This window comes from Occallatibacter riparius (assembly GCF_025264625.1).
In the GTDB taxonomy this organism is placed as follows: Bacteria; Acidobacteriota; Terriglobia; order Terriglobales; family Acidobacteriaceae; genus Telmatobacter; species Telmatobacter riparius.
In genome coordinates this window covers 3,137,672-3,150,961 of sequence record NZ_CP093313.1, presented here as the reverse complement: position 1 = coordinate 3,150,961, position 13,290 = coordinate 3,137,672, and the positions used below count along the sequence as shown (strand labels likewise).

Genomic DNA, 13,290 nt, shown 5'->3' with positions numbered 1-13,290 from the left:
GGGATGCGTTTCAATCGCTGCGCTGCGATGAAACCCCACGACCATCCGAAACGGCACGACTTTAAAGCTCGCTAAAAAATGCCCTTCGGAACGGGTCTTGTATCAGGGGCCGCCTTCAGGCAGCCCGCATGCCGCTTCTCTGGTTGACCTGGGGCTTTAGCCCCCGAGGGATGGGCTTTTTCATTCTCAAGTCTTCGTCATCAAACAAAAGCCCGCCCTTTTTCTTCCTCTCTTTTGACTTTTTGTTGCCACCCATGCATTTCTTCGCTATTGTTGAAAAAATGGGCGGCCGCTCCTATCTCGGAGAGCTCGAACTCATGCTCCTCCTCACCGTGATCCAGTTGGGGGATGACGCATACGGAGTCCCCATTGCCCGCGCCATTGAAGCCCAGCGCGGCACAGAAGTCTCCGTCGGAAGCGTTTATGCTTCCCTCGAGCGCCTCGAAGCCAAGGGGCTGGTCACCTCAACCCTCGGCGATCCCACGCCCGAGCGCGGCGGAAAGGCCAAGCGCTTCTTCCGCATCACCAAGGAAGGCCTCACCCAGGTGCACGAAACCCGCCGGGTGCTCACGCGCCTCTGGCAAACCCTCCCCGAACCCAAACTGGAACGCCTATGACCCGGATCGAGCCGCCGCCGCTTGCCACATGGATCCTGGAGCACTGCATCCCCGGCCAACGGGATGGGGCGCTTGCCGGTGATCTGCTCGAAGAATTTCGGTATGGCCGCTCGAATGGCTGGTACTGGCGTCAGGCACTGGCAGCCCTTCTTGTTGGCTGGGTCAGGTACCTCGGCAGCCGAAGCTCTCTCATCGTATTTGCGGTGCTTTGGTCGATGCTTGCCCCTGCCTGGGCCGTCCTCGTCAATCGCGTACTGGATCCCAATCTGCCATGGCCGGCTTCCGTCGCCGGATGGCTAGCCCTCAACCTGATATTTGTGTGGACGGGGATGCTGCTGTTCGCCGCCCTGCACCGGCAGTTCTCGCACCCGTTCGCAGCAAAGAAGCTAAAAACGGCGTTTGCGCTGGCAGCGGGTATATTTCTGCCCACCTACGTTGCGACCTTCGTACTCTCGAACCTGCTTGCCTGGCCCGGGCTCGCTGCGCACCTCCGCTCATCGCCGCTTGCCGAACTCGGCGATTTCCGCGTTTGGGCTGACATTTTGCGGCTCCCCTATTTCGTCACCCTTCTGTGGTCCATGTGGTCTGTCGCGCCCATCATGGACGCCGCTCCCGTGGCCATCGTCGAGTGGGGCTCAGGTCGCTCCGCCGCTACCGATGAATTTCCTGCCGAGGAAGCCACCTACGATTCGCGCTCAGTGACGCGCATGTTTCTGTTCATGGTCGGAACCGGACTGGTCAACGCCATGATTGCCGGCGTTCTGTTGTGCCGCCTACCCGACGCGCACTCTCCCAGCATCCAGTCCGTGCTGGTGCGCGCCATCCTCTACGCCGCCATAGGCGCGTTGGCGGGCATCATGGGGGCGTACCTGTACTGGCACAATCCCGCCAGCTCGTTTCGCGCTCATCCGCCTTTGCCGTTTCCACTATTTGCGCTGGTATGCGCCGCCGGCTGGATCTGGATTCCCGCAATCCTTCTCTTCTACCAGCAGGTTTCGGCTTTGAGCGCCGTAGTAGCCATGCTGGCCGCCTTCCTTGTGGCGGGAGAAATTCGACGCATCGCCCTAATGGTCCTTCCGCCAACCCCAGACTTTGGGTTCCCGGCGACCGAACGCGCGCTCTTTGCCGAGACACTGTATCGCCCTCCGGCCGAGCCGTATGGCTACTTGCTGGCGCTGTGCCTCTACGTCGCGGGTTGGGCGATCGCCGGCCGCGCCAACCTCACGGCGACGACTCTCCTCACCGTGGTCGCTTGCGTCTTCAAGCTAAGAACGACCGTGCTGCCGGAACGCAGGTTCCGGCTGAACCACGAGTACCAACGCGCGGCCGTGCGCCTGGCATGCCTGGCCATTCCCGCCATCCTCATCACCTTCTGGGCGCTTCTTAGTGGAGTCGCACATCGGAACCACATGCTCGCCGCAACCGGGGTTGGCCTGGTGAGCGGAAAATCCTCCGGCGCCGGAACTCAGCCTAAGAATCAAGCGAAAAGCTCGACCCACGTCGGCAGCGGATACGAGAGCGTAATCCTCTGGCCCTATCCTCCGAAAAAGGAGATCGTGGCTCCCGTAGAGCCGCACGAGCTGCTCGCCCCTGGAACCACCCAGCCACTGGTCATCCGCTTCACAGGCGAGTACTGGTATCTGCAGCCGCCTGACCTGAGCCCTGGCCCCCATGCGCATCGCGCCAGCGGCAGCCCGCTCGACGTGCACATCGCCTCGAGCAACTCGTTTCCGCTGATGATGCAGGCCCACCAGTATCTGCGCTCTCCGCTGCGCATCGCCCGCTGCCGTCAGATTCGCGTCGAAGTCGAAACGCGCGAGACCGATCCGAAGGCCATCGTGCTCGGGTTGTCGCTGAAGAACTCCTCGGCCGCCGGCAATTCCGCGGTCTCTCTGGGTGAACAGCCCATCACTGCCGTAGCAACAGCAAACGGCGCTCCGGCTTCGCAGACGCTGACGTTCGCCGTGCCCGCATCAGCAAAGCTGCGCAGCTTCGACGAGATCACGCTGATGATGTTGACCGAAGCCTGGGATCAGCGAGTCGGTCCACGCGTAGCAATCCGCGAGTTCCAACTGGTGCCCAGATAGAGAACCGAAACCGCAGCCTTTTGCCAAGCGTGCGCTCGACGATGGTGACCGCCATCACTTACGGCCTAAGCCAGATCTCCTACCATCGAGCAAGTCGGGAGTAGTGTCGATAGACATTGCTCCCGAATCCACTTTCAGCCATAGTAACCAGAAAAATAACAGCTAAATTCGAAAAATGTATATTCATGCATAAAATGACTTGCGAATAAACATTTTACCTACAATAAGTTAAATCCATAACAGCGGACTACCGGTTTTCGCCCCTATCGCGAATAAACGGCGAATCTAAAGCGAAAGACGCGACTCTGCGTTTGCGCGCTTTGTTAACTATGGAGTAATGATCCCGATAGGTTCGCCCCGGAGCGATCCGACGTCCGAGGCGCCCATTATGCCGTACATGCCCGGCAGCGAAGCCGCAGGTGCCCGCAATGCGGGTTCTTCAGATGCCCGTCGGCGACGGCTTGGCGATCACCTTCTCCGCCACGCTCTTCGCCTGCGTAAACAGCAAGAGATAGTCCGGGCCGCCGGCCTTCGAGTCCGTCCCGCTCATGTTGAACCCACCGAAGGGATGCGCGCCCACCATCGCCCCCGTGCACTTGCGGTTCAGGTAGAGGTTGCCGACATGGAACTCGCGCCGAGCGATGTCCAGCTTGGCACGGTCATCGGAGTAGATCGCCCCGGTGAGCCCGTATTCGGTGTTGTTGGCAACGGCAAGCGCCTCGTCGAAGTTCTCAACCTTGATGATGGCCAGCACTGGCCCGAAGATCTCTTCCTGCGCCAACACTGCATCCGGCGCGATGTCCGCAAACACGGTCGGCTCGATCAGGTATCCGCCATCGGGATTCTCGACCGCCTTCCCGCCGGCGACCAGGCGCCCTTCCTTCTTGCCCGTTTCGATGTAGTTGAGAATCGACTCGTAGGAGCCCTTGTTCACCACCGGCCCCATCGACGGATTCTGCGCGGCATCGCCTACGGTCAACTGCGCAACCTTCTCCCGCACCCGCTCAACAAAGATCTCGTAGACCGAAGCGTCCACAATGGCGCGCGAGCAGGCCGAGCACTTCTGCCCGCTGAAACCAAACGCGGCAGCGACCACGCCATCAACCGCCGCGTCGAGATCAGCGTCAGCGCTCACAATGATAGAGTCCTTGCCGCCCATCTCCAGAATTGTCCGCTTGATCCAGATCTGACCCGGCTGATTCTTCGCCGCGCGCTCGTGAATGTCGAGTCCCACAGCCTTCGATCCCGTGAACGCGATGAAGCGCGTCTTCGGATGCTCGACGATGGCATTGCCGAACGTCGCGCCCGACCCGGGGCAGAAGTTCACCACACCGCCCGGCATGCCTGCTTCTTCCAGAACCTCAACGAACTTCGCCGCAATGGTCGGCGAGTCCGAAGATGGCTTCAGCACCACCGTATTGCCCGTGACGATCGACGCCGCAGTCATGCCGGCCATGATGGCGAACGGAAAATTCCACGGCGGAATCACAGCGCCCACACCCAGCGGAATATACAGCAGCTGATTCTTCTCGCCCGGATACTGAATCGGCGTGGTCGCCGCAGCCAGCCGCAGCGCCTCGCGTGAATAAAACTCCAGAAAGTCGATGGTCTCGCCGACATCCGCATCGGCCTCGGCCCAGTTCTTGCCCACCTCGTAAGTCAGCCACGCGCAGAACTCGAACTTCCGCTTGCGAATAATGTCCGCCGCATTCAGCAGCAGCGACGTGCGCTCCTCCACCGTGGTCCGCGACCACGTTTCGAAAGCGGCCAGTGCCGCCTGCATCGCCTTCTCAGCGTGCTCCGCGCCCGCCTTCTGGTGGATGCCCACCACCTGCGACGGCCGAGCGGGATTGATGGACCTGATCTTCTCCGCGGTCTTCGAGTGTTCCCCGCCAATCACCAGGTCGTACTCGTGGCCAAGCTGCCCGGCCACCAGGTCGAGCGCGGCCTGCATGGCGCGGTGGTTCTCATGCGACTTGAAATTGGTGAACGGCTCGTTGCGAAACTCGCCCTGAGGCGAACGCGGCTGAATTGCGGTAGGAAGCGTTACAGTTGCCATAGCGATTCGATTGTAGTCCAGCCCCCGAAGATGCGTCTGCGACGCGCCCCTCAGCCGCCCGTCAGGTAGATTTCACCCGGGCAGAGCGCAATTGGACAATATTTCCCTCGGGGTCGACCACGTCGCACGCCTCCCCGGCGCGCTGCCAGGGACGCCGCAATGTCTGCGTTCCAAGCGACTCGAGCCGTTCGCGCGCGGCTTCCACATCCGGCATCTCGAAGAGCAACTTCACCGCCGCATCCTCGCGCAGCACCGCAGGGTACGCAATCTCGATACCCGCCGCAATCTCTGCCGGGATCGCATGAAGTGCGAGCAGCATGCCATCCGCATCAAAGCTGACCCAACCCTCCGTTGAATCCGTGGGCTGGATACCAAGCAGGTCCGCATAGAAGCTCTTCATGCGTTCCAAATCCTTCACATAAATCATTGATCCACTCAGCGGCATAGCCGTGATCTTACAGCAGAGCCGTGCTCTAATCACTTCCATGCCCTCGCTCGAGAACTTCCGGCTCACCGTTTTCCGCAAGGTGGCCGAACATCTCAGCTTCCGCAAAGCTGCCGAAGAGCTCTATCTCACCCAGCCTGCGGTCAGCCTGCAAATCAAGGCGCTTGAGGAGGACCTGGCCGTGGCGCTCTTCGATCGCGGCGGATCGCAAGTAAGTCTCACACCCGCCGGCGATGCGCTGCTCGAATACGCGGAGCAGTCGTGCCGATTGCTTAATGAAGCAACCCACGCCGTCGCAGCCTTCAGCGGAACGCAGAGTGGCGCCCTCACCCTGGGAGCGTCAACCACCATCGCTCAATACGTCCTGCCCCGTCTTCTCAGCCAGTTCTGCGCTGCGCACCCGCGTGTCAGCCCCACGCTCACCAGCGGCAACACCGAAGAGATCGTTAAGGCTGTAGAAAGAGAAAAGATCGCTCTCGGATTCATCGAAGGCCCGCCGCGCAGCCGCGATCTGACCTTAACGCCGTTTCTCGAAGACGAGCTTGTTCTTCTCGTCCCCGCTGCGCATGCATGGGCCGAACGCAACGAAATCGCGCCTGAAGAGCTGGCACGCGCGCCTCTCCTGATGCGAGAACGAGGATCGGGCACACGGCACATCGTCGAGTTAGCTCTCGAAAAACAGCACATCCGCCGCAGCGCACTGAACGTCGTGATGGAACTCGATTCAACCGAAGCCATCAAGTCCGCGGTCGAGGCAGGCCTCGGAGTTGGCTTCGTCTCCCGCTGGGCCATTGCCAAGGATGCCCGCTTCGGCTCCGCGTTCTGCATTGTCGAGATCAAGGGCTTGCGCTTTCGCCGTCACTTCGTACTGGTCTCGCGCAAAGCGTCAGAGCTCTCAGGCCCAGCAGCCGAGTTCCGGAACTTCGTGCTCGCGACCACCACGGCTACGGGCAGCGGCAAAAACCGAGATCGATCCAAGACAACGAAGCAGGCATAAGCCGGGCTAATGCGGCATCAGTCTTTCTGCTTGGACGCAGCCATACGCCGCAGCCAACACTGAATGTGTGTCCAAGATCGTGTTCATCGCCGGACTGGTGCTTGCAGCAAGCGGAAAAATCTCGCCGCCCGTTGCCCTCGCCGTCGGAATTGCCTACGGATTCAGCTTCGATCATGCTTTTCATACCCACGCCCACCGCGGCTCCAAGCTGCTGCTGCAACTGTCGGTCGTCGGCCTCGGTTTCGGGATGAATCTGCACCAGGTGCTCGAGGCTGGCCGCTCCGGCTTCCTCTACACCGCGTGCAGCATCGCCGTCGCGCTCGCTCTAGGCTGGGCTCTGGGAAAAGTCCTGCGCGTCAAACAGACAACGTCCTACCTCATCTCCGCAGGCACTGCGATCTGTGGGGGCAGCGCGATCGCGGCCATCTCCCCTGTTGCGGAAGCCAGCGAAGAGGAGATTGCCGTATCACTGGGCACTGTGTTCATTCTCAACTCAGTCGCGTTGGTCGCGTTCCCCTTCATCGGATGGAAACTTCACCTGTCGCAGACGCAGTTCGGGCTATGGTCGGCATTGGCCATTCACGACACCAGCTCCGTTGTGGGAGCAGCGGCAAAGTTCGGAACCATCGCCCTGGCAGTGGGAACCACCGTGAAGCTGGCGCGCGCACTCTGGATCGTGCCTGTCTCCCTCGCGACCGCCGCCGTGAAGAAGAGCAACGCCCGCATCCATTGGCCTTGGTTCATCCTGTTCTTCTGTCTCGCTGCCGTAGCCAATACCTATGTGCCCGCGCTGGAACCGGCGTACCCGGTACTCAAGCAGTTCGGCATCATCGGACTCACCATCACCCTCTACCTGATCGGCTCGGGACTTTCAATGAAGACCATCCGCCAGGTGGGCCCGCGGCCGCTGCTGCAGGGAATTCTGCTATGGATCGTGGTGGCAGCCGGATCGCTTGCCTTGATTCGCGCAGGCTACATTCACCTGTGATCGCCCACATCTCGCGCAGGACAAAAGACCCCAGCGGAGCAACGCCGCCGGGGCCTTTATTGTGATTGCGGGAATCCTCGCTTTACTTGCTGCCTTCAGCCGCCGAGGAGATATACAAGTCAACGTTCTCCTTGTTTACCAGCGACGTACCCGTATCGACGAACACCGGATACGGCGAGAAGGAATCCACCGAGTAATCCTTGCTCAACTGCTTCGGCGGAGCGTGGAAGATCTCATCTAGAGACTTCAGTCCCGTGTAGCCCATGGTGTACGGCTTCTGCGCAATGCTCGCGGTGATGGTACCGCCCTTGATCGCGTCGAGGGTGTCCTGATTCACGTCCCAGGCCACCAGCATGCGGTCGGATGCGTTGGCGCGCTTGAGCGCGTCCGAGACCATCTTGCCCGATGCCGATTCGAGACAAACGAAGCCGTCAATCTTCTTGGGGCCGGTCTCGGTGAGCAACTCCTGCGCCTTGTCGAAGGCGACGCGCGGATCGCCCTTCACGTCGATCACGTCGGCGATCTTAATGCCGGGCTTATCAGCCAGTCCGTCCTTGAGACCGGTGAGCCGGTCGTCCGTGTTGGGCTGGCCCTTGATCGTGAAAACGATCAGGTTTGCGTTGTTGAACTTCTCCTTGATCGGCTTAGCCGCGAGACGTCCCGCCTCGAGGTTGTTGGTGCCGATGAAGAAGAGCCTCCGGCTGCCGGGATCATCGGAATCGACAGTAATCACCGGAATCCCCGCATCGATAGCGGCATTGATGCCCGACTGCAACACCGACGCATCGGCCACCGAAATCAGAATGCCCGCCGGCTTTGCGGCCACGGCCTTCTGCAGCGCGTCCAGTTCGGCCTGTGCATCATAGCCGTCGGGCCCAACCACCTTCGCGGTTACCTTGTATTGCGCCGCGGCGTGGTTGAATCCTGCAGCTGCCGTCTGCCAGTAGGGCAGTGCGGCGTTCGCGGTCACAAGGTAGAACACCTCTTTATTCGAGTGGCGTTCGCAACCGCACAGTACAGCGACTCCCAGGGTCAACAAACCCACGACAGCCTTGTTCATCGTCTTCATTCTTGCCCTCCGGTCCAGTCGGGAAAACGGCATCGGGGCCGCACGCAGGAGACGTAAACGGCCCCGAAAATTTCCGGCAGGATTATTGCTCCATGCCGTAAACGTTGTCCATCGCAAACTGCATGAGCAGTTTATAGCAGTTCGGCGGGCGAGCACATGGTGATGGCGCGCACGTGCTTTCGCATTGTGGAAAGGCCCTCGGCACGCCGTTTTTTTGACACCGAAACCCCGTCGGAGTGCCCAACGGGACTGCATCGCCCTCCCGGTTGCGGTATAACCAGACGTGAACATGAGCGGCGACTCAAAGCGTATGAACCATCTGCCGCCGGGCGTGGCGGTCCAGGACGGCGGTCCCCTCACGGAGCGCACACACGCGGAGCCGCCTCACCCTTATCGCACCTCCTTCGCCCGCGACGGCGCCCGCGTGCTGCATGCGCGCGCCTTTCGCCGCCTCGCGGGAAAAACCCAGGTGTTCACCCGCCTGCCCGGCGATCGCGCCACCGATCACTTCCGCAGCCGCCTCACGCACACGCTCGAAGTCACTCAGATCGCCCGAACGCTGGCAACGGCGCTCGGCCTGAATGTGCCGCTCACCGAGGCGCTCGCGCTCGTGCACGACATCGGCCACCCGCCCTTTGGCCACGCCGGTGAGAAGGCATTGGACCGCTCCCTCAAGGCGCACGGCCTGGGCTTCGATCACAACCTGCACGCCCTGCGCATCGTCACGTGGTTTGAAGAGCGCTACCCTGCATTCCGCGGCCTGAATCTCACGCTCGGTGTGAGGGAAGGCATCATCAAGCATTCGCGCGACTATACAGCTGCCGCGCATCCGGAATTGGCCGAGTACTTCCTCAACAAGTTCCCTCCCCTTGAAGCGCAGCTCATTGATCTCGCCGACGAGATCGCTTATCTCACCGCCGATCTCGACGATGGGCTCGACTCGGGAATTCTTCAGCTTGAGCAGGTGCGCGAATCCGTGCCTCTCTTTCGAAGCTGCCACGATGTGTCGGTTGCGCAGCATCCCACGGCCAGGCCGCGGCTCACATCCAGCGAAGCCATCCGGCGCATGCTGAATGCGCTGGTCACCGACCTGATGCGCGAGGTCCACAAGCGCATCGACTACACGGGGATTTCGACGCTCGAAGACGTTCGCCGTGCCTCTGGCCGGCTGGCGGTGTTCAGCCCTGGGATGGAAGAGAAGCGAGCCGCTGCGAAGAGATTTCTGTATGACTGCCTCTACAACTCACCCGGCATGGAAGAAGTCCACGCGCACGCCGAGCAGGTTGTGGAGGGGCTGTTCGCGCGCTTCATGGCTGATCCGGATCTGCTGCCCGAAGATCACCGCTCGCTGATCCCAGCGGAGGGCCTTGCACGCACCGTGACGGACTACATTGCCGGCATGACGGATAACTTCATCGAGCAGACCTGGGCGGATTTGAACGCGCGGTAGCCCCTACTGCACCGTTCCCTGTGGCCGTAGCCGCCGCAGTTCCAGCGCGCACTCCACTGCATTCTGAGCGTAGAGCCGCAGGTTGTCCGATGCAGCCCAGAGCCAGAACCGCGTCACCCGCGTTGGATTGCGTCCCTCCAGCACAGGCCTTAAGCGAACCAGAACATCGTTCTGGCCGGTGGCGGCCAGGTTCGACGGCGAATCCGTGTCCTCAAGCACCAGGTCCACGTGATCGCCGCTCAGCGCCTCTTCCAGCGCAGCGATCTCCATCTCCCGCTCAAGTTCGATCGCAATGGAGAAGGTGTGCCCGTGGAAGACCGGCGCGGCAATCGCCTGCAGAGCCAGGGACGGCAACCTACCCTCTCCCAGCGCTTGGTAGTGCTGACGGATGCGTGCCTCCAGCGCCGACAAGCTGACTTGCGCGCTCTCCCCCATCCCGGCCAGCAGGTTGTACGCGGTCTGAGCGTCATAGAATGCCTTGGGCAGGCTCTGGAAGCTGAGCAGATTAACGGTCTGCTGATGCAGTTCATCCATCGCCTCGCGGCCGAACTCGCTGGCAGGCGCCATGAGAGTGGCGGCGATGAAGCGCGGCACCGCGGTCTTGAGCCGCTCTAGCAACAGAGCAAGAGCCAGCGCAGCGGGGTGCGCGGGAACCACCGCGGGCGTGAACAGATCCGCCGCGACCTCGTTCTCGGCCAGCCACGGCGCGCGAATCAGCACGCCCGGCTCCTGGTCCAGCACGCCCGAGAGGTCCAGAACCGTGGAGCCGGCCTGTAAAGCATTCTTCCAGTACCTGCGCGTCAGGTCAGCCGATCCGCAGAAGAACGTAAAGTCGACCTTCTCAAACGCGTCCAGGCTGATGGCCTGCACAAACGTGATCTCGTCGCCTACCTGGTCGAGTTGCCCCTGCCCCGCCTCGTCATCGAGCAGGGTGAATGTGGCCGCTGCAAGGGTTGACTCTGAGATGGCATCCTTCAGTTCCTTCCCCAGCAAGTTGGACGCGCCGACAATCGCAATCTTGTACACGTGAATCCTTCACAACAGCGTTTAGGAGTGACTGAGCGGATCAGACGATTCGAGACCCGCTGGAGAGCGATGCCTGCGACGCCGCGACCAGGAATAGGCCGCCCGCGCCCAGATGCCCGAGAACATATAAATCAGCGCGCCCGCAAACAGCGCAAACTGCGAATAGCGAATCAGGACAAACGCCGCAATGGCGATGAAGGGCAGGATCTGGAACGGATGTCTGCGGGAGAAGTTAATCTCCTTGCCCGACCAGAAGCGCCAGGTGCTCACCATCAGGAATCCGGTGATTCCCACCAGCACCAGCCAGATGATCGACACCCACCACGCCTGGTTGGGATAGCCCATGCAGAAATGCACGCTGGACGCCACCAACCCCGCCGCGGCGGGAATCGGCATGCCGACGAAGTATTTGCGGTCAGGCCGGCCGGGATTACGCGGAACAGGGTTGTGGCTGATGTTGAACCGCGCCAGCCGCGACACCCCTCCGATAAGAAAGAGGAAACAGACAAATCCGCCCAGGTAGATCAGGTTCTGCCGCAGTTCGGGATCGACCGATGGGGGCAGGTAATGAAAACCCCAGATGTAGGCCAGCAGGCTTGGCGCCAGGCCGAAGGTGATCGCGTCGGCCAGCGAATCCAGTTCCTTACCAAACTCGCTGGTGGTGTTTGTCATACGCGCGATGCGGCCGTCGAGAGCGTCGAACGGAATGGCGAACAGGATGGCCAGAGCTGCGAAATTGAGATCTGCGCCGGCGTTGCCCGTGTTTCCGATCGCATCGATTGTCTTCATGATGGCGATCCAGCCCGCGCCGATATTGCCCACCGTAAACAGCGACGGCAGCAGGTACATGCCACGGCGACGCCGCGCCTTCCTCTGCGCCTGAACCGCCGGATCGTTGCCGTTCACCGCTTTGCTCCCATGATGGCGATCACGCTGGAGCCGCCCTTGACGCGCTGGCCCACCCTGACCTGGAGTTCGGCGTCGCCGGGCATCACGATATCCGTCCGCGAACCGAACTTCATCATGCCCACGCGCTGGCCGCGTTCCACCCGGTCGCCTATCTTGTACGGGAACACAATACGGCGCGCCAGAAGACCGGCGATCTGCTTGAAAACAATCTCGATACCCTCACCCCGCAGAATGACGATGTTACGCTCATTCACCTCGGCGCAGGTGGGGTTCATCGCGTTCATGTACTTGCCCTTTTGGTAGTCCACGCTGGCGATAGTGCCGGCGATGGGCGCGCGGTTCACGTGCACGTCAAATACGTTGAGGAAGATGCTCACGCGCTTCCGCTCCCCGGCGGGAGTCTGGATGGTAACCGCTTCGGTCACAAGGCCATCGGCGGGAGACACGATCAGGCCCGGTGTGCTCGGGATCGCCCGCTCGGGGTCGCGGAAAAACCACAGGAAAAACGCCGCAAGCAGAAGGGGCAGGATCGCCCAGGCCCAGGCACCGGTGAGCCATCCCACGACCACCGCAACCGCCAGCAAACTCAAGCCGTAAATGTAACCGTCACGAACCATGCGTCCTAACGATTATACGGTTGATCTTGCTCGCAGGGTTGCCCGGGGAGCACACTGACCGCGCCCTGGCTGGTTCTGCCAGACACCCGACGGGCAAAGACCACCCGCAGGAGTCCTCATGCGCGTCGCTCCGTCTTCACGACCAACCTGTGCCGCCCGAGTGGGCGGATTGCTACGCTACGACCGCGTGTCGCCGCTCGAGAGCGTAGATCAGGTCTTTCGCATGCAGCTTCAGCTTCTTCAGGCGCACTTCTTCGAGTTGTTCGTCATCGGAGAGGTACGGCTTCTGGATCAATTCGTCCAACCGCTGAGCGTAGCGACGGTGTTCGTTGTGAAGGCGATCAATCTCTTCGCTCAGCGAATCGTGAATTTCGTCCATAGACCCTCCTTGAATTCATCGAACAATTACATATAGCTCCGCGAAGTGAGACTCCGCAAGCGGGAACGACTGGCGAAAGTAACTAGAACTGTGGATTTTCGTGGGAAGAACAAAGAAGCGTGACCGCCGTCACCCGCAAACCGTTCTGGATGTTCGGGAAAAGAGCATTTTGCGCTTATTTGATCGTCCAGCTCATCAGGATGGCGTCTTCGACCGGATCGGCATAGTAGGCGGGCCGGCGGCCGGTTTCGGCAAATCCTGACGCCGAATAGAAAGCCCGGGCTCCCGCATTGGACGGCCGAACCTCCAGCAGAATCGTATCGCAGCCCAGCCGCCGCGATTCCCCGGCGAATGCGTCGAGCAGCCTCCGGGCGATCCCCTGCCGCTGGCTCTCACCCCGCACCGCAATCAACTCGATCTCAGCCTCAGGGATCACGAGGCCGCCAACGACAAAGCCGCATAGGTCAGAATCCGAGTCTCCTGCCACAAGCGCGATTCCCTGCTGCACCCGCGCCCGTGCAATGGCGCCCGTATACGCCTTTAGGTCCCAGTCCGGAGCGTCTGGCAGCCCGGCAGCAAGCGACTGCACGGCCTCAATGTCAGCCTCCACCATCGGCCGTGTGCGGATCTCCTGGTTCACAGCCGCC

Annotated in this window: 13 protein-coding genes; 5 read left to right on the top strand and 8 right to left on the bottom strand. The window is 61.2% G+C overall.

Annotated elements, in window-relative coordinates; all coding sequences use genetic code 11:
• Positions 1-128 precede the first annotated feature (128 nt).
• The gene (locus MOP44_RS12750) at positions 129-617 is read left to right on the top strand and encodes a PadR family transcriptional regulator (RefSeq protein ID WP_260796417.1); all 489 of its coding nucleotides are present in this window, start codon (positions 129-131) and stop codon (positions 615-617) included.
• Positions 614-2,704: a hypothetical protein gene (locus MOP44_RS12745; RefSeq protein WP_260796416.1), complete on the top strand. Its 2,091-nt coding sequence runs from the start codon at positions 614-616 to the stop codon at positions 2,702-2,704. The genes MOP44_RS12750 and MOP44_RS12745 overlap by 4 nt, the downstream gene beginning before the upstream one ends.
• A gap of 439 nt (positions 2,705-3,143) precedes the next feature.
• On the opposite strand, the gene pruA is transcribed toward MOP44_RS12745, so the two are convergent.
• Positions 3,144-4,763 (bottom strand): L-glutamate gamma-semialdehyde dehydrogenase, encoded by a 1,620-nt coding sequence (gene pruA / locus MOP44_RS12740; RefSeq protein ID WP_260796415.1) that lies wholly within the window; start codon positions 4,761-4,763, stop codon positions 3,144-3,146.
• 61 nt (positions 4,764-4,824) lie between these two features.
• Positions 4,825-5,208, bottom strand: coding sequence for a VOC family protein (locus MOP44_RS12735; protein WP_260796414.1), 384 nt, complete (start codon positions 5,206-5,208; stop codon positions 4,825-4,827).
• Between the two features lie 40 nt (positions 5,209-5,248).
• Between MOP44_RS12735 and MOP44_RS12730 the strand changes: the two genes are divergently transcribed.
• Together MOP44_RS12730 and MOP44_RS12725 are read left to right on the top strand one after the other, a co-directional pair.
• The gene (locus tag MOP44_RS12730; protein ID WP_260796413.1) at positions 5,249-6,205 is read left to right on the top strand and encodes a selenium metabolism-associated LysR family transcriptional regulator; all 957 of its coding nucleotides are present in this window, start codon (positions 5,249-5,251) and stop codon (positions 6,203-6,205) included.
• Between the two features lie 67 nt (positions 6,206-6,272).
• Positions 6,273-7,193, top strand: coding sequence for a YeiH family protein (locus MOP44_RS12725; protein ID WP_260796412.1), 921 nt, complete (start codon positions 6,273-6,275; stop codon positions 7,191-7,193).
• Between the two features lie 82 nt (positions 7,194-7,275).
• On the opposite strand, the gene MOP44_RS12720 is transcribed toward MOP44_RS12725, so the two are convergent.
• Positions 7,276-8,262, bottom strand: a complete 987-nt coding sequence (locus tag MOP44_RS12720) for a substrate-binding domain-containing protein (protein WP_260796411.1) — start codon at positions 8,260-8,262, stop codon at positions 7,276-7,278.
• 289 nt (positions 8,263-8,551) lie between these two features.
• Between MOP44_RS12720 and dgt the strand changes: the two genes are divergently transcribed.
• Complete coding sequence (gene dgt, locus MOP44_RS12715; protein WP_260796410.1) at positions 8,552-9,712, top strand: dGTP triphosphohydrolase; 1,161 nt, start codon at positions 8,552-8,554, stop codon at positions 9,710-9,712.
• A gap of 3 nt (positions 9,713-9,715) precedes the next feature.
• Here the strand turns inward: dgt and MOP44_RS12710 are convergent, their stop codons facing one another.
• The 5 genes from MOP44_RS12710 to rimI form a co-directional block, all read right to left on the bottom strand.
• Positions 9,716-10,738, bottom strand: a complete 1,023-nt coding sequence (locus tag MOP44_RS12710) for an Asd/ArgC dimerization domain-containing protein (protein ID WP_260796409.1) — start codon at positions 10,736-10,738, stop codon at positions 9,716-9,718.
• A gap of 21 nt (positions 10,739-10,759) precedes the next feature.
• Positions 10,760-11,644 (bottom strand): CDP-alcohol phosphatidyltransferase family protein, encoded by an 885-nt coding sequence (locus MOP44_RS12705; protein WP_260796408.1) that lies wholly within the window; start codon positions 11,642-11,644, stop codon positions 10,760-10,762.
• On the bottom strand, positions 11,641-12,264 hold the full coding sequence (locus tag MOP44_RS12700) for a phosphatidylserine decarboxylase (RefSeq protein ID WP_260796407.1): 624 nt from the start codon (positions 12,262-12,264) through the stop codon (positions 11,641-11,643). The genes MOP44_RS12705 and MOP44_RS12700 overlap by 4 nt, the downstream gene beginning before the upstream one ends.
• Positions 12,265-12,436: 172 nt before the next feature.
• Positions 12,437-12,643, bottom strand: a complete 207-nt coding sequence (locus MOP44_RS12695) for a YdcH family protein (RefSeq protein WP_260796406.1) — start codon at positions 12,641-12,643, stop codon at positions 12,437-12,439.
• Between the two features lie 175 nt (positions 12,644-12,818).
• Positions 12,819-13,283, bottom strand: coding sequence for a ribosomal protein S18-alanine N-acetyltransferase (rimI, locus tag MOP44_RS12690; protein WP_260796405.1), 465 nt, complete (start codon positions 13,281-13,283; stop codon positions 12,819-12,821).
• Positions 13,284-13,290 lie beyond the last annotated feature (7 nt).